Source organism: Olivibacter sp. SA151 (assembly GCF_054130995.1).
The window spans coordinates 26,784-44,004 of the sequence record NZ_CP096391.1 but is presented as its reverse complement, the minus strand read 5'-3'; the positions used below and the strand labels follow the sequence as shown (position 1 = coordinate 44,004).

Below are 17,221 nucleotides of genomic sequence, written 5' to 3'. Positions count from 1 at the left end.
CAAAGATAAGGCTTAATTGTTTAATCAAAACTCTCCGTACATCTTTATAAATTTAAGCAGCACCCCATTACTCCAACCAAAACCATCCTGAGCAGGATATTCTCCACCTCCAGCCTCTACATGGGCATCAATCACGTTATATTTCTCCATCATCTTTCCTGTTTGTTGGTAAACTTTGGTATTTAATGCGATCCATCGTTTGGCGACATTTGAAGCCAAATCAAATTGACGATAATTTTGCAAACCTTTTACTACCATCCATTGCAAGGGCGCCCAACCGTTGGGTGCATCCCACTGTTGGCCTGAGATTTTGAGCGACGTGATAATTCCGCCACTCTTTAGAAAATTTTTACGAATCATCTCGACCGCTTTCTTTATTCCTTTTTGCGGTGCAATACCAATAAAGAAGGGCGTAAAACCTGCAATTGTAGTTTCTTTTGACAAGGAATCAGTCCGAATATTATAATCATAATACCAACCGTCGCGTTTATTATAGCAATATTGATGGATAGCTTGCTTTCTATATTTAGCAATCCGTTTATATTTGATTGCCTTACCTTTATCATCCAAAAGTTTATAACTCTTTTCAATCGTCCTTTCCAGATGATACAAAAGACAGTTCAAGTCGATGGGTATAATTCTCGTTGTCTCAATGGTGTGCAGGTCTTTGCCATCTACCATCCATCTCGAACTGAAATCCCAACCGCTTTCGGCACCCGAGCGGATGTCGCGAAATAAACGGGAATCTTTCTTTTCCGCAACAACAGTTAAATGAGCGTCTTCATAGTACGACTCTTGACGGGCAATATTTAACTGGTCATAATACCGATTTAAGAATTGCCCATCCGACATTTCCACTACATGTTTGGCCTTTTGGGTTTTGTCCATCCAATAAGCATATTCTTTTAACAAAGTTCCGAGGTAATCCCGGTACACTGCTTCGCCTTTTATTTCTGCCAATAAATCCAGCATAAGTGAAAAATAGGGCGGCTGCGATCGGCTTAAAAAGTAACTTCTATTGCCATTTGGAATGTGTCCATAGCGGTCGATCATAAAAGCGAAATTCTTTACCATATTTTCAATCATCTCATACTCGCCACTTTCTTGTAAGCCTAGCATGGTAAAGTAGGAGTCCCAGTAGTAGATCTCATTGAAACGGCCACCGGGAACGATATAGGGAAAAGGAAGTGGCAACAATGAATTTCCGGGAATCACTTTATCGGGTTCTCTTCTCAGAACCGACCATAATTTTTCTATATGCTCAACAATTGGGGTATTCGCATCACTGTAATACTGAACGTCGTGAGGCTGTGGGAGTTCAAAATTTGCTTTTACAAAATCGATTAATGAAAAGTCTTTTATCTGCCTCTGAATTCGAAAGCGTTGTAAAATCACTTCCGGTGTTTCTTTCGGAATAGCGTCTACAAATGTTTTATTATCGGCGAATATCCGTTGCAACTGGACTTCCTTAAACAAATCGCCATAAATTTGATCTGGAGTTAAACAATGTTCTGTGGTGGACATGCCCGTTATTTTTTGCTCCTTCCGATGTGACTTGCTATTACTTTCTCTTAACGCATGCGCAAACGCAATACCTGATTACTAGCTGTAATATACAGGATTTTATCATTGTCCGCTAAGCAGCAATTGGAAACACGTTGCTTTATATGTATTTTTCCTATCAATTCATACGAACTGTTGAAGATCCAAATTCCTCCAGGGCCGCTAGCGAAAATATTTCCATTTTTATCTACTTTAAAGCCATCGGGCCCGCCACCAAATTTGCTAAAATCGAAAACAATCCCGGCCGACTTCAGGGAATCATCGGGAGTAATGTCAAAAGCATAGAGCATCGGCTTTTGATTGTCCGAATTACCGACATATAACCTATTTTCATTGGGGCTAAAAGCGATTCCGTTAGGCCTGTGGATGCTGTCGATCAACAGGCTTAAGCGACCCATCGTATCTAGTTTATAGACCCCGCAGAAATCCAACTCCTGTTGTTCAATATGTTGATCATTCAATCCATAAGGCGGGTCAGTAAAGAATAAATCTCCGTTACTTCGCTCTACAATATCATTCGGACTGTTCAATTTTTTCCCCTTCCATTTGGCGGCAAGCGTGGTATATTTAGCTTCGGGATGACTTAATAAAGCGTCCATACGGGCTATCCGCCGATCACCATGCTGGCAAAGAACTAAATTTCCCCGGCGGTCCAATAGCAAGCCATTTGATCCGACTTCTCCTCCTCTTGCCCTGTTACTTGTATATCCGGAAGGTTCCAAATATAATGCTAAGCCCCCTTGTTCCGTCCATTTAAAAACCTTATTGGGTGGAATATCGGAAAACAAAAGCATTGCTGCTTCTTCTACCCACAAAGGCCCTTCCACCCATGTGAACCCTTCAGCAATGATCTCCAAATCAGCCCCGACATTAATTAATTTGTCCAGATCCGTATGGATTCTTTCGATATTGGCTTCTATTTTCTTAGTAGGTCGATTTTTAACATCGTTGCCGCAAGAGAACAATCCTGTAAGCGCTATTATGGTGAAAAATTTTAGCATGTGGTTTCTTCTATAACTCCCCTGTCCTAAATAAGTTTTCTTCTCTTCCGTTTTTTTGTAACAGCCGGAAATGCGATGCTATCGCCTTCCAGAACGGGTAACAGTGATAAGGCAAACCATATTCAGCTGCATATCTACGAATTACCCGCGTGATATAAGGATAATAGGTGTGTGCAACCCCTGGAAATAGGTGATGCGCTACATGGTGCGTAAAGCCGCCAAAGAGGAAATTGGCCAACATACTATCGGCACTAAAATCCTTTGTTACACGCATCTGATGTTCCGCCCACGTTGTTTGCATTTTCCCGTCTTCGGGAGGCATCGGAAAGTGTGCGTGTTCATCAACATGGGTTGATAGCAAGGCTATTACACCTAATGCGCTTCCCGATAAGTGCATCGCAAACCAGGCCAACAAAACCATATACCATGGTTGCTGTAAAACCAGCATCGGCACAAACAGCAAATAAAACAGGTTAAAAATCTTACAGGCAAATAATTTGATATATTCAATTTTCGGGATGGTAACTACCCGTTTTAAGTAATTGTCCTTCGTTCCGAAAAAATCTTTAAAATCTCTTATAAAAAGCCAATTAAGGGTGTAAAAGGGATATAATAAAAACATATAAATATGTTGATATTTATGATAGTTAAAAAACGGGCTGGATGGGAATATACGTGCTAAGTCACTCTGTTTAATATCGATATCCCAGTGTTGTATATTCGCATACGGATGGTGTAAAACCAGATGCCTCTTTTTCCAGATAAAGCTATTGCTGCCGAAAAGTTCGAGCACGTAGGTAAACCATTTGTTGTATTTAGGGTTTCTGAAGACAGCATTATGAGCGGCATCGTGAAAGGCATTTACAAATAATACAATCATAAACAGACCCGCCAATATATAAAAGAAAAAAAGACCTCCTTTGGTATGGCCAAAAACCAATATCCCTACATAACTTCCTAAAAAACCAAATAATAAAAAAAAGGACTTAATAATATTTCCTGTTTGTATACGCGGATTTTTAAGAATGTTTTCATGTACTTCTTTCTGCATTTTTTTAAAAAAATCGTCAGCTGAAGCTTTTTTAAATGTAGGTTTTATAAGTTTTTCCATATTTCTCAAAGTAATCGCTTGGTTCGACAAAAATGTTCATTGATTCTATCTCACTACAAAAATGAGACGATTTAGTTCTAGCTAATTTCTAGCGATTTTTATTTTTACATAAGCAAGACTCAGCTTTCTTTTCTATTCCTCTTCCAATAAGACGACGGACTCTCACCAAAAAAATTCTTAAAATCTTTCAACAAATGATTCTCATCATAAAAGCCACTTTTAAGTGCGATTGATAAGAGCTTATCCTCTCCTTCCTCAAAATAGTTGCAGGTTCGTAAAATACGCTGTGTCCGCGCATATTCCTTTGGACTTATCCCAATACATTGATGAAAGTTCCGCTCTAACCATTTATAATTTGTTCCCACCCGCTTCGATACTTCCTGTATTGAAATATTACCATGATGCATGCCGATATATTTCATGGCTTCTCGCAAAATACCATTTTGTCCTTGCTTCACAGTTAAATGCCTTCTAATAAACTGTTCAAAAAATCCAATTTTAGCCTGGATATCGCTCGTTGTATACATGAGATCCAATAGGTTTTTGGCCGGTTTACCGAATAAAGAATCTAAAGGGAAGGCTTTTGCTCCTCGAAGATTGTTATTGGTTTTTGCTTCAAGTTGCTGTAAGGCATCGGCCTGAAAGCGGATGATTAATAGTTGATCGATCTGCCTATTACAAGTGATTTTTACCTGTTTTAAGTTTTGACCGCAGCACCATGCTCCAACTATATTTATCGAACTTTCTTTGTTGGTGAACGTTACGTTTATATCCGGATTGGAAAGAAATACCAGCGTGGGCACGCCATCACTTAGCGCTACACAATCCTCCAAATTTATCGACTCGAAGATAACATAGGAATCGATAAATTTAGTTAAATCGGCAGATGGGAGTAGTTTTTTAAATGCCTCCCTTTGATTGCTGTAAGTTATATGTCTAAGTAACTCCACGGGCATATCGCTACAAAGATACTGGTTTTCCTTTAAAACTATCCATAGTGTACGATCTGAGAATTGTCTATTTTTTACTATCACTATGCGGCCAACCCAAGTAATTTTGTAAAGAAAAAGATGATATTACCAATTTTAGCATATGGGGCTACAAACTTAAGAAAAGCCTGTCTAACTGTTTCCCCATCATATCCGGATTTAAACTCTTTCATAAAAAATCTCTGGCAAACCCTGGATAATGCCGAGGGTGTAGGCTTGGCAGCACCACAAGTCAATGAAAACATACAACTTTTTGTAGTCGATAGTCGCATTAGCTTTTCCAGCGTTAATACCGAGGATATGGCGCAAAAAGACTACCCAGGCATACGGCAAGCTTTTATCAATCCGAAAATCATGGCCCATTCCGACGAAATGGAACTGGATGAGGAGGGTTGTCTGAGTATACCTGGCATTAGCTTCCCGGTAAAAAGATTCTCTTGGATTAAAATGACCTATTTGGATGAAAACTTTCAACTACATACCGATTATTTTTATGGCAGAACGGCACGAATCATACAACATGAATATGACCATATACTTGGAAAATTACCGATTGACTATCTAAGCGAATTGCAGAAACTAATGATAAATAAAAAATTGAACAAAATCCGAAATGGTCGTATAAATCCCGGCTATCCCATGCGTTATTAACATCGGTGTTTTATGACGATTCCCTTACCGAAGGTATTGGTATTTACCCTAATTTCAACAAAAATTATGGGTGTAAGGAGCTTCCTTCTAAATCTGAGCGCATATGTTTCTTTTGAATATCCTTAAAAAACTACCGCTTTCGGTACTATATCTTTTATCTGATTGCTTAGCCTTTATCGCGTTCAGTATAGTCAAATATCGTCGCAAGGTAGTATTCGACAACCTTTCCAAAGCATTCCCGGATAAAGAACGGAAAGAACTAAGCAAGATTGCGAGGAAATTTTATAAACACATGGCTGACTGGTTAGTAGAAACGTTAAAAGCGTCTAATCTTTCCGAGGCCCAACTTAGAAAGCGTGTCGATTTTAGAAACACCGCAAGCATTCGTGAATATCTTGATCAAGATAAATCGGTTATCGTCTTAACAGCTCATCAATTCAATTGGGAGTGGGTACTTTTATCCGGTTGCCTTGCCTTTGAAACGCCCATCGATGCCATATACATGCCTGTTAACAATAAGCGGGTAGAATCGCTGTTGCTTGCCATACGAAGCCGCTTTGGTGGTTTACCTATCCCGAAAGACGAGGCCTTACCGACACTTATCAAGCGAATCAAAAAGAAGCGGATTATTGCCATGGTGGCAGATCAACGCCCCCCTCAACATGTAACAGACAAGTATTGGGCGCATTTTTTGCAGCAAGAAACCGCTTTTTACCCGGGAGCGGAATCGCTGCCCAAGTTTACCAAGCTTCCGGTCTTCTTCCTGAGAACACGCAAAATTGGAAGAGGCCGGTACACTGTTTCCATAGAGAAAATAGCCGATCCTCCTTATGACTATCTCAAAAAGGAAATCATGCCAACCTATATCGAGAAGGTTGAGGAGCTCCTTAAAGAGCATCCCGATAATTGGCTATGGACGCATAAAAGATGGAAGTATGCGCGCGGCGCTTACGAATAGGTCATTTTTTCCCATTTATATAGCTTGCTAGTTGCCGAATAGTTGGATAATCAAAAAAGTCGGTCACTTCCACTTTCCCCGGGTAAATCTCTTCGATCTGCTGGTGAATCTGTGCAAGCACCAATGAAGTGGTACCAATTTCGAAAATATTTTCATCTAAGTCGATTCGTTTATTGGCTAATAGTCCGTCACAGATTCCTTTTAAGGTTTTCTCTATTGTGCTCACTCCCTGTTGGCCTTTGTCATCCATAGCGCTCAATTCTAAAAGCTCTTGAATCACCTGATTAAAATCCCCCTGCTGATATCTACTACTTAATTGGTATCGTTGAATTTTTCCGCTCGTCGTTTTCGGTAATTGGTTTATCGGAAGGACCTCCTGCACTTCAATTCCAAGTTGCTCACTTACCACTCCCTTTACAGCATTGATGATCGGAACAAAATCCGGCAGCCTCCCCTTATATAGTATAAAAACCAATATTTTATCCCGTTCCTCACCCTCTCCCCTCACACTAGTTACAGCGACTCTCCCTGCTCCCGTTACGCCTTTGCTTTGTAATATTTGCTCAAGGTCATGAGGATAATAGTTCTGTCCATTTACGAAGATAATGTCTTTCCATCTTCCCGTAACGACCAACTCCCCATCGGTCGTAAGAAAGCCCAGATCTCCCGTATCTAGCCAATCTTCGTGGAAAACTTCGCGATTGAGCTCTTCCTGCTTCAAATAACCTTTCGTTACGTTCTCGCCTTTTATCTCGATTTTACCAATATGATTAGCCGACAGAATTGACTGATCGGGCCCTACAATTCGAACAAAACAACCGGCAATAGGCTTTCCCTCGACAGCAAATGAAACGCCATTCTCTGTATATTGCACTTGTGTATTCATTTGCAGCCGCTCTCGATCAAGCGTTACATAACGAAAACGTTTACCCGGTTCGGGAAAAGCGACAGCCAAGCTCGCTTCAGCCAATCCATAAACGGTGAACATCGCCGTATCGTTAAGTCCATAAATCTGCATTTTTTTTAAAAATTGCTGCACTAAAGGGACCGCAATGGGCTCTGCACCATTAAATATTAGACGAACGTGATTGAGGGCTAAGGCATCTTGTGATTGGTTTCTCTCCAAAGCACTCAAATAATGTTGATAACCAAAGTTAGGAGAGCAAGTAACGGTACTACGCACTTGACTGATTTTCTGAAACCACAGCCACGGTCTTCTGATAAATAAATCCGTGGGCATTAAATACTGATCTACACCCTGCACGAAAGGGGTTAGATGAAAACCGATAAGTCCCATATCGTGTGTGAGCGGCATCCAACTAAATGTACTATCCGCCTCCGTCATCGCCATACCCTTGATAATCCCACGAATATTGGTTAATATATTTTTGTGGCTTAGAACAATCCCCTTAGGCGAGCTGGTTGTGCCAGATGAAAACTGAATAATTGCCGTATCAGTTTCTTCTACAGCAATAAAGTCGTCAGCGACAGTTAAGGGCGGTATTTCTTCAATCACAATACTTTTCTTCTGAACACTTTGCCAAAGGCTGTTCAAACCATTTAGAGCAACAAATTTTTCCAATCGTTCCTTTTGTGTTGCATCTAAGAGTAACCACGGGGACTGCAATTGTTGCCATATCCGAAAGAGCTTCCATTTATGTTCATCGGAAATTCCGAAAGCAAGCGGAATGGCCGGATTACCGCCCAATACGGCGGCCCAAAAACCCTCTATGAATGCCTCATTCCGTTGGCTCAATAAGATGATCTCATCGCCTTGGGTCACACCCTGGCCGTGCAAAAAGGCGCGTAAGCCCAATGCCCGCTGCTTTAATGTTTCATATGACAGGGCAAACTCTTCCTCTGCACCTCGGATAAAGTGTATACGTGCATTTGGTCCTTTATTACTTATAATCGTATCTACAAGTGTCTTCATTTAAAAAAATTCTATTTCAACAGGGAATGATAATAGCTCCGGCATTAGTTCCTTGGGTTTATCAATCGGGCAAAGAGGGGCTTATCAGGTCTTAAATTTATTTGAGCTTCCATGCTTATTGGCTCATCCACCAAAATTTCCATATCTGTAGTGCGAAGAATCAAGGCGAGGTGCAACTGCATCTCTACCAGAGCAAAAAAATCGCCAATACATTGACGTGGCCCCCCCGAAAAAGGAAAATACTCAAAGCGATGTCTTTCCCTTCGGTAAGAAGCATCAAAGCGTTCGGGATTAAATAGGTCCGGTTGTTCCCAATACCTAGGATGTCGGTGGATAACATATGGAGATATGAATATATCGGTTTTCGGAGGCACATGATATCCACCAATGACATCGTCCTGCATAGCGCGTCTGGTAAGAAGCCACCCGGGTGGATAAAGTCGCATGGTTTCCTCAATAACCTGCCTAATATAGGGTAGCTGCTCTAAATGATGAAATCCCAAATGGACGTTTCGCACTTGCAAGGCTTCCTGTTTCGCTCTCGCATAAACCTCCGGATGCTTATGTAATAAGTACCAAGCCCAGGTCAACGCACTGGCTGTCGTCTCGTGACCGGCAACAATTAAGGTCATCATTTCATCTATAATTTCCCTATCAGACATTCCTTGTCCTTCGTCATTTTTAGCTTCCATAATCATAGAAAGAAAATCCTCTTCAACCCGATGTTCCTTGCGTCGAAGATTGATAATCTCTTGAATGGTTTTCGCCAAAGCCCTAAATTTCATGGCAAATACGAGATTACGTTCGTGAACTTCGGTGAGCAGCGCAAAGGGATTTACTCCTTCGCGTTTTTCCAATTGTTGAAAATCAACTGAAAATAATGCCTGTAGTACGATGCGCAAAGTTACCGAACTCAATTCTGCTGTTAGGTTTATCTCTTTGTTGCCGGTCAACCAGTTCGATAACATCGTTTCGTTGGCTTGCGCAATATCATCAGTCAGTTTGGCTATCACTCGTTTGTGAAATGCGGGTTGTATCATCCGTCGCTGTCTTTTCCAATAATCGCCTTCACTTACCATGATCCCATTGCCCAATAAGATCTTTACTCGGTCTATGCCGACGCCTTTTTCGTAATTTCTGTTATTGGTGATCAAAACATGCTTCACCATTTCAGGATCAGAAATTACATAGGTATAATTATTCCGTCTTTCAGAGTAAATCTTATATATATCGCCGTATTGATGAAATAAATTCAAGATGTTCGATAAGGCCTGAGGCCCTTCCTCGACTTCCGATGCCTCTTTGGGACCAAAAGGAATATTTTTATCTGTTAGCAGGTCCATGATCTACCGTTTAATTTAAAAGCTTATTTTTACGAAGCCTTATGGAAAAATATGCACATATTCATGAATACGACAGGGAAATATTACTCCCCTATAGCCGATTTTTCCCGTCAAATCATTTGATATTTAAAACTAAAAATACGGACAGAAAACTGGAGTCGCTACTAGGACTCAAATTGTTGTCAGATTTATTACGTAAAATTGACAGTCAGTGCCAAATTCAGGATATTATGTATACCGCTGAGGGGAAACCCTATTTTAGGGATAAAAATTTACATATTTCCATAGCACATGCCTGCGGAATGGTGTTAGTAGGTTTAGGTGATCATTCCTTGGGGCTTGATATTGAGCATCGCCAAGCCCGTTCGCCTATCATCCCCGAAATACACCTTAATAAAAAACTACTTTTCTTCACCGGTGTCGAAAATTGGATAAAGGCTTGGGTGCACCAGGAAGCAGTCCTCAAAATGTTTGGCTGGGGTGATATGAATTACTGTCAAGACATAATATGGGACTCAGCGAACAAAGGAACTTTTGCAGATTATGCCTTCCTCTTGCAGGAGATAGAGGTGCTTCCTGAATACTACGCCGCCAAATGCTCCTTAATACGGTAAATGCTTCCGTAATTATATCCTCTTTTTTGCGGCCACAATCTTTCCATGTTAAAAAAGAAAAAGCAACAGCCTTAACTTAATATACACCTAACATCAATATAACACCTAAATATCAACTTTGCCTGCGTAAGTGTAAAAACTACACCTAACTTAATGTACAACGCAATTTGATATGTATTTACAAAAACGATTTAGCAGTCTACTAAAGAAGCGAGGACCTTTGCCTACTAAAGCAGGGCTTATGCTACTTTGCAGTCTCGCTGCGAGTCCTTCCATGGCAATGACAGGGAGGTCGTTAAAAGAAAAGCAACCGGTTGCAGCAATCCAGCAAACCGTAAAAGGAACCGTTACTGATGATCGGCAAGTGCCTATTCCCGGGGTAAGCATAAGAGAGAAAAACAAATCTTCAAACGGTACAACAACCGATGGTAGCGGTAATTTTTCTTTGAATGCACCGGTAGGGGCAACTTTGGTTTTTACCTATATTGGCTACGAAACCAAAGAAGTTCTTGTAGAAGAAGGAAATACTCCGTTAATAGTAAGTTTGAATGCCAGTGCCAATGAATTGGAAGAAGTGACTGTTTCCATTGGTTATCAACGGGTCAGGAAATCGGATGTAACGGGCGCGATTTCGAGCGTGAAGAGTGACGAATTAAACCTAACAGCGCCAAAGCTTGGCCAAGCGTTAGTAGGTAAATTGGCCGGTGTGCAGGTTTCCCAAACCAGTGGAGCACCCTATAACAGTACTCGGATCAGAGTAAGAGGTATTGGGTCTATCAATGCCAGCTCGGATCCTTTATATGTCATTGATGGATATCCTGCCGGCAACAATATCAACATTAATCCCAACGACATTGAATCCATAGACGTACTTAAAGATGCTGCCTCTGCCGCTATTTATGGATCTCGCGGAGCCGGTGGTGTTATTTTGATTACGACTAAGAGAGGAAAAGAAGGCACCAGTCATGTTGATTACGATGTGCAAGCCGGCTTTGGTCAACTTTCAAAGAAAGTAGACCTCCTAAATGCCTCTCAGTTCATTGACTTATTGATCGATGGACGTAACAACGCCTATAAAGACTTGGTAATCAACTCGGGTAAAACCTGGTCAGACAATATGCTATTGGATGATAATGCTACGCGGGTGAAACTAGTTGGAAATGCAGGATCCGTACAGATTCCTGCCGATATATATGATTTTTCAACAGGAAAGGCCAAAGCGCCTCAATACGATACCGATTGGCAGGACGAACTCTATCGCAATGCGCCTTTTCAACGACATAATTTATCGTTTTACGGAGGTAGCGAAAAAGTTCATTATTATGTCAGCGGATCTTATCAAAAGCAAGATGGCATTATGCTTGGTACCGACCAAACGCTCTTCAACTTTCGCAGTAATATTGATGCACAGATCAGCAAAAGATTACAAGTAGGAGCGAATATTGCCTTTACTTATAATGATAACAATGAAGTTGGTACCGGTCGTTACAACCAAAGTCCGTCCATGGCAGCCCTGCTTTACCTGCCTTACCTTCCGGCGCGGGATGAAAAGGGTAATCCCATTCAATACCAGATGGCAGAACTTTCTGCGCAAAATTATGGTATTCAGAATCCTGAAAATCCACTTGCTTATGTTTCCATGGTGAAAGATAATCGCAAGGAGCGCCGGTCTTTGTATAATGCCTTTGCTAATTTTGACATTATCGAGGGTCTTCGGCTAAGAGTAAATGGTGGCGTAACAACGTATAACGAAAAATACGATTATTATAAACCGACCAGCCTAAGCGATGGTAACTATGCTCCATATTCGCCACAGGCCATTAATGCGGCCTATGCACAGGCAGATAACCAAGGCGATCTGGATATACTGGGAGAAGCGACCTTAAATTATAAAAGATCTTTCGGCGATCATAACCTCGACGCGTTGATCGGTTATTCCGCACAGCAAACAGATGTAGATTTCACTTCGGTAAGGGCTAATGGTTTTCAAAGCGATGCCATTGGTGAAATCACGGATAAAGGAGCCGCACCAACAAACTTTTGGTTAGAAAAGGCTTATAAACAACGTACTACACTACAATCCTATTTCAGCCGGGTAAGTTACAATTATAAGTCGAAATACTTTTTACAGGGAACTTTCCGTGCAGATGGTTCTTCTCGTTTTGGTCCTAATAATAAATGGGGCTATTTTCCATCTGTATCGGGAGGTTGGACACTCTCGAACGAAGACTTTTATAATGACTGGTTAGGTATGGGGTCGTCAGTAAAAGTTAGAGCAAGCTGGGGCTTGAGTGGAAATAATAACATTGGCGACTACGAAGCCTTAACGACTTATAATGCGCCGGGAGGGGCGATTATAGGCGGTCAAGTGGCAACAGCTTATTGGCCCGACGATTTAAAGGACCCGAACTTGAGTTGGGAGTCTACTTCGCAATACAATGCCGGCTTGGATGTGGGCATTCTGAATGGCCGTGTGAACTTCTTAGCAAACGTTTACCTAAGTCGCTCGTATAACCTGCTATTTAATCAACCCATTTCGGCAGTATCAGGAACCTCTTCTATCTTAACCAATTTGAAAGACAGTAAGGTGCAGAACAAGGGTTTTGATTTTCAGGTTGATGCCGCGCTCATTCAAAAACAGGATTTTAATCTTTCGTTCAGCGGAAACATTAACGTAAACCGGAATAAGGTGTTGGATTTAGGAGGAGCTTCTACCATCTATGTGAACGGTGCAGAACGTTCTTATATCACCCACGTTACCCAGGAGGGTCAGCCCGTTGGTATGTTCTGGGGGTTCAAAGTACTCGGTGTAGCGAACGAGGAAAATTACCAACAGGTGGCTCCTTCTGCGGCTCAATCGAATCCGATGCATCCGGGCGATCTTTACTTTGAAGACATCAACGGTGATGGTATCGTCAACGATAGTGATAAACAGATTATCGGTAGTCCTTATCCCGATTTCACTTATGGTTTTGCTATTAGTGCACGTTATAAAAAATTCGACTTAAGGGCGTCTTTTAATGGCTCTCAGGGAAATAAAATTCTTGATGGCTATGATTATTACCTCTACAATATGGAGGGATCCGGTAATCAATATGCCGATGTTGATCAACGCTGGCGTTCAGCAGCAAGTCCCGGCAACGGAAAGGTATACCGAGCATCCAGAGCAGGCACCCAGAGTAATAGCACGCGTTTATCTGATTTCTATCTGCAAGATGGATCGTACTTGAGAATGACCAATATCATGGTTGGCTTTACCTTCCCGGAGAGATGGATTTCTTCTTTAAAAATATCCGGTGCTCGATTCTTTGCCAGTGTAGATAATCCATTTACGATTACGGATTACAAAGGTTATAATCCGGAGCCTGATTATAATAACGGTAAAAATGCCACCAACCTAACACCTGGAGTAGATTATGGCCTATATCCGTTGGTTCGCTCTTATAACTTGGGATTAAAAGTAACTTTTTAAATAGCACACCATGAAGTGGAAATATATCTTGCCTATTGCGATCATGACATTAGGCTCTTGCAGTAAAGACTTTCTGGATCAAAAAGATCCGAATGCAACATTAATAGATGACTATTTTAAAACAGAGAACGATGTATTATTGGCTGTTAATGGTTTATACCAGGCGCTCCGCAGTGGAAATACCATTGGGGAAACCAGCAGCCTCTATAGTGAACAACGTTCGGATAATACCGGAACTAACGATAATCAGTCCAACTCGGGCGAACCTTTTCAGTTCAATGATTTTTCCTTGCTCCCGAGCAATTCTTATCTAAAAACGCATTGGGTAAACATGTATGATGGAATTGCCCGATGCAACACCTTACTGGCTCATATTGATGGAGTGTCTTTTTCAAATGAAGACACCAAAAAACGCTATATGGCCGAAGCTAAATTTATCCGCGCACTTCTATATTTCCATATGGTGCGGAAATGGGGTGCTATTCCTTTAACAACAGTTCCTCCTACAACAACGGATGAAGTATCGGCAATTGCCTATCGACAAGAGGAACGTATAGTATATGGACAGATTATAAAAGACCTAACCGAGGCTTTGGACAGCAACTTGCCCGATGAGCAATGGGATTACGCCGTTGGAAGGGTTTCCAAAGCGGCTATCAATGCGCTGCTTGGCCAAGTCTACTTAACTATGGGATCTACCTTGAGCGAAAATCCGCAAGCAAATCTTCAACAGGCAGAGGCTTATCTTTCGGCGGCCTACGACATGCGCAGTTTTGGCGAATTACAAGAGATTCCCTATACCGATGTATTTGATGTAAATAAGAAAAACACCTGTAAGGAGTTGGTCTTCCAGATTCAATACCTACAAGGTGATCAAAATTATTCCTCTGCTATTGCACGCAATAATCAAGCAAAAGGAGAGACCATCAACTCCTTAAAACCATCTACAGGATCGGGAGGTATGGCTAAACGTGATTTAGTGAATGATTACGAACAAGGCGACCTCAGAAAAGACTTCTCTGTGAAATTTGCCGCGGATCCGCAAGTAAGCGATTGGTTTATTACTAAATTTAGAGATACCAGTCCGGCAGCTGGTGCACAAGGCTGGGGTGGAAATGATTGGATCGTGATCCGCTATGCCGACATCATGTTATTACTGGCGGAGGCTAAAATGAAATTAGGTAAAGATAGCGAAGCGATCGTTTTATTGAATCAGGTTAGAGCACGCGCTGGCATGCCTTCCTATCAGGAGGCCATGCGAAATACGGCTTATGCCACAAAGTATCCAACCTTAAAAGAAGCCATTCTGCACGAACGTCGTGTAGAACTGGCTTTTGAAAACCATCGCTGGTTCGATTTGATCCGAAATTATACTGCCGAAGAACTAGTTGCTTATTTTAAATCCAAAAACCAAAGTGATTACGGTTTGGCTAATTTGAATAACATCGGTACCAAAGACCGGTATTTTCCAATTCCTTACGATGAATATCAACTGGATCCGGAAAAAATGTATCAAAACCCTGGGTACTAAACACATTGACCCATCTTAAAAGAAGTCTCCTTGTTTTCGCTAAGAAGCATAGGAGACTTCTCCATTTATCAGCCGTTTTAGTTATCGCAACAATTTAGCAACGCTATGTTAACAGTAGGTTCATCTCTCTTCTTTACTCTTGCCTAGTTTTAATAACGCCGTGATACAATTATGAAATTTAAACATTTACTCCCTTTTGCTATCGTTTTAATGCTAAATGCCTGTTCTAAAGATGACGATGCAAATGGAAACGAGCCCGATCAGCAAGAAGATCCTGCTTCATTTACCGAAATCGGCACTTTGGATATCGGCGATACGGGCGCTGCAGAAATCAGTGCCTATGACCCTTCAATGCAACGATTATTTGTTGTAAACAATAGCGAAACAAATAAGATTGATGTCATTGATATAGCTGACCCTTCCAAGATGACTATCATTCATTCTATTCCAACTAACAGCGGCGCGGTAAATAGTGTTTCCGTAAAGAACGGCTTGTTGGCTGCGGCCATTGAATCGCCCGACAAACAACAACCAGGTAGGGTAACGGTATATAATACCAACGATTATTCAGAAATAAAAACCGTAAGCACCGGCCCTTTGCCTGATATGGTGACATTCAGCCCTGATGGCAATTATATTCTTACAGCTAACGAAGGTGAACCCAATTCCGATTATAGCCTTGATCCCGTCGGTTCGGTGTCTATTATTAGTGTGAAGGATAATTATCAGGTTGTCAATGTAGATTTTAGCCGTTTTGAATCGGAGCAAGCGGCTTTGCAACAAAAAGGATTTCGCATTTTCGGTCCCGGGGCTTCTTTTGCGCAAGACATAGAACCAGAATACATCACCATTTCACCGGACTCAAAAACGGCTTGGGTGACCTTACAAGAAAACAATGCCATTGCCAAAATTGATTTGGCGACTAAAACGGCCACGAATATATTCCCCTTAGGTTTTAAAGATTACAATGTTGAAGCAAACGCAATAGACCCGTCCAATGAAGATGGTACTGTCGCGTTTAATCCCTGGCCGGTGAAAGGAATCTACATGCCCGACGCCATTGCTGTGTTGCAGACGGGAAGCATTCCATTTTTATTTACGGTTAATGAAGGCGACGCGCGGGAATACGATGCAATAGAAGAACTCAAACGAATAAAAAATATGAGTCTCGATCCTGCTGTATTTCCAAACGAGCAGGAGCTTAAACAGGATGCGCAACTTGGTCGTTTGAATGTTACTACCACATTGGGAGATAGCAACAAGGATGGCTTATACGAAGCCCTTTATTCTTTGGGTGCACGTTCTTTTAGTGTATGGAATGGCACGACCGGCGAAATGGTCTATGATAGTAAAAACGAATTGGAGGTAAAAGCTAATGCTGCTGGCTATTACGATGACGACCGCAGCGATGATAAAGGCGTAGAACCTGAAGGTATCACCCTTGGAAGGGTGGGAAATAAGGATATTGCTTTCATCGGTATGGAAAGGGCTGATGCCATTGCTGTTTATGATGTAACGAATCCGAGCGCGCCAACTTTTTTACAAATCTTTAAAACCGGTGACGCACCGGAAGGTGTTTTGTTCGTTTCCGCGGCCGACAGCCCAACGAAGAAAAGTTTGTTAATAGTGAGTAGTGAAGAAGATGGCGTGCTAAAAGTATATACGCCTAATACTATATAGAATAATTTTCAACTCGGAGGCCTTCCGATCAAAACGAAGGCCTTATTCTTTCTCTCGCATGCAGCATGGATAAGATTATCTCACTGAACTCAGTGATTCTTAAGAGGGAGAATACCCAAAAAGCTTTCGTACCCTCTACTTAGTCCAAGATCCATTTACCGTGTTTTCAAATAAGCTTGAATCTAGTAAATGAACCTCGAACTTTGCTCTGCAAGCACCTTTTGGCCGTCGGGATGACAGGATTCGAACCTGCGACCTCTTCGTCCCGAACGAAGCGCGCTACCGGCCTGCGCTACATCCCGAATACTCACAGAAAAAACTTAGAGAAATGATCTAAATCTGTCAATAGTCTAAAAAAAACAGTGTCTAGCAAAG

The 17,221-nt window shown here is 41.5% G+C and carries 12 protein-coding genes and 1 tRNA gene; 6 read left to right on the top strand and 7 right to left on the bottom strand.

All coding sequences use genetic code 11. From position 1 onward, the window contains the following. Positions 1 to 24 precede the first annotated feature (24 nt). The 4 genes from treF to M1D52_RS00180 all read right to left on the bottom strand — a co-directional run bounded on the left by treF (position 25) and on the right by M1D52_RS00180 (position 4,625). Positions 25 to 1,593: an alpha,alpha-trehalase TreF gene (treF, locus tag M1D52_RS00195; protein ID WP_437394204.1), complete on the bottom strand. Its 1,569-nt coding sequence runs from the start codon at positions 1,591 to 1,593 to the stop codon at positions 25 to 27. Next, on the bottom strand, positions 1,572 to 2,564 hold the full coding sequence (locus M1D52_RS00190; RefSeq protein WP_437394107.1) for an SMP-30/gluconolactonase/LRE family protein: 993 nt from the start codon (positions 2,562 to 2,564) through the stop codon (positions 1,572 to 1,574). The genes treF and M1D52_RS00190 overlap by 22 nt, the downstream gene beginning before the upstream one ends. A gap of 10 nt (positions 2,565 to 2,574) precedes the next feature. Beyond that, positions 2,575 to 3,615: a fatty acid desaturase family protein gene (locus tag M1D52_RS00185; RefSeq protein WP_437361362.1), complete on the bottom strand. Its 1,041-nt coding sequence runs from the start codon at positions 3,613 to 3,615 to the stop codon at positions 2,575 to 2,577. Positions 3,616 to 3,794: 179 nt separating this feature from the next. Then, entirely contained in the window at positions 3,795 to 4,625 is an 831-nt protein-coding gene (locus M1D52_RS00180) for a helix-turn-helix domain-containing protein (protein ID WP_437394108.1), read from the bottom strand. Between the two features lie 120 nt (positions 4,626 to 4,745). Between M1D52_RS00180 and def the strand changes: the two genes are divergently transcribed. Both def and M1D52_RS00170 read left to right on the top strand, forming a co-directional pair. Next, positions 4,746 to 5,315: a peptide deformylase gene (def, locus tag M1D52_RS00175; protein WP_437394109.1), complete on the top strand. Its 570-nt coding sequence runs from the start codon at positions 4,746 to 4,748 to the stop codon at positions 5,313 to 5,315. A gap of 103 nt (positions 5,316 to 5,418) precedes the next feature. Continuing rightward, positions 5,419 to 6,273, top strand: a complete 855-nt coding sequence (locus M1D52_RS00170; RefSeq protein ID WP_437394110.1) for a lysophospholipid acyltransferase family protein — start codon at positions 5,419 to 5,421, stop codon at positions 6,271 to 6,273. A 1-nt stretch (position 6,274) separates the two neighbouring features. On the opposite strand, the gene M1D52_RS00165 is transcribed toward M1D52_RS00170, so the two are convergent. Beyond that, positions 6,275 to 8,206, bottom strand: coding sequence for a non-ribosomal peptide synthetase (locus M1D52_RS00165; protein WP_437394111.1), 1,932 nt, complete (start codon positions 8,204 to 8,206; stop codon positions 6,275 to 6,277). A 44-nt stretch (positions 8,207 to 8,250) separates the two neighbouring features. Next, positions 8,251 to 9,549 carry a cytochrome P450 gene (locus tag M1D52_RS00160; RefSeq protein ID WP_437394112.1) on the bottom strand — a complete coding sequence of 433 codons (1,299 nt, stop codon included), beginning with the start codon at positions 9,547 to 9,549 and terminating at the stop codon, positions 8,251 to 8,253. A 41-nt stretch (positions 9,550 to 9,590) separates the two neighbouring features. Here M1D52_RS00160 and M1D52_RS00155 point away from each other — a divergent pair, with 41 nt between their 5' ends. The 4 genes from M1D52_RS00155 (at position 9,591) to M1D52_RS00140 (ending at position 16,846) form a co-directional block, all read left to right on the top strand. Further along, positions 9,591 to 10,163 (top strand): 4'-phosphopantetheinyl transferase family protein, encoded by a 573-nt coding sequence (locus M1D52_RS00155; protein ID WP_437394113.1) that lies wholly within the window; start codon positions 9,591 to 9,593, stop codon positions 10,161 to 10,163. 172 nt (positions 10,164 to 10,335) lie between these two features. Next, positions 10,336 to 13,635, top strand: coding sequence for a SusC/RagA family TonB-linked outer membrane protein (locus M1D52_RS00150; RefSeq protein ID WP_437394114.1), 3,300 nt, complete (start codon positions 10,336 to 10,338; stop codon positions 13,633 to 13,635). Between the two features lie 10 nt (positions 13,636 to 13,645). Beyond that, complete coding sequence (locus M1D52_RS00145) at positions 13,646 to 15,166, top strand: RagB/SusD family nutrient uptake outer membrane protein (RefSeq protein WP_437394115.1); 1,521 nt, start codon at positions 13,646 to 13,648, stop codon at positions 15,164 to 15,166. 171 nt (positions 15,167 to 15,337) lie between these two features. Beyond that, positions 15,338 to 16,846 (top strand): choice-of-anchor I family protein, encoded by a 1,509-nt coding sequence (locus M1D52_RS00140; RefSeq protein ID WP_437394116.1) that lies wholly within the window; start codon positions 15,338 to 15,340, stop codon positions 16,844 to 16,846. Positions 16,847 to 17,074: 228 nt separating this feature from the next. Here the strand turns inward: M1D52_RS00140 and M1D52_RS00135 are convergent. Then, positions 17,075 to 17,148: transfer RNA gene (locus M1D52_RS00135), tRNA-Pro, on the bottom strand. Positions 17,149 to 17,221: the final 73 nt, after the last annotated feature.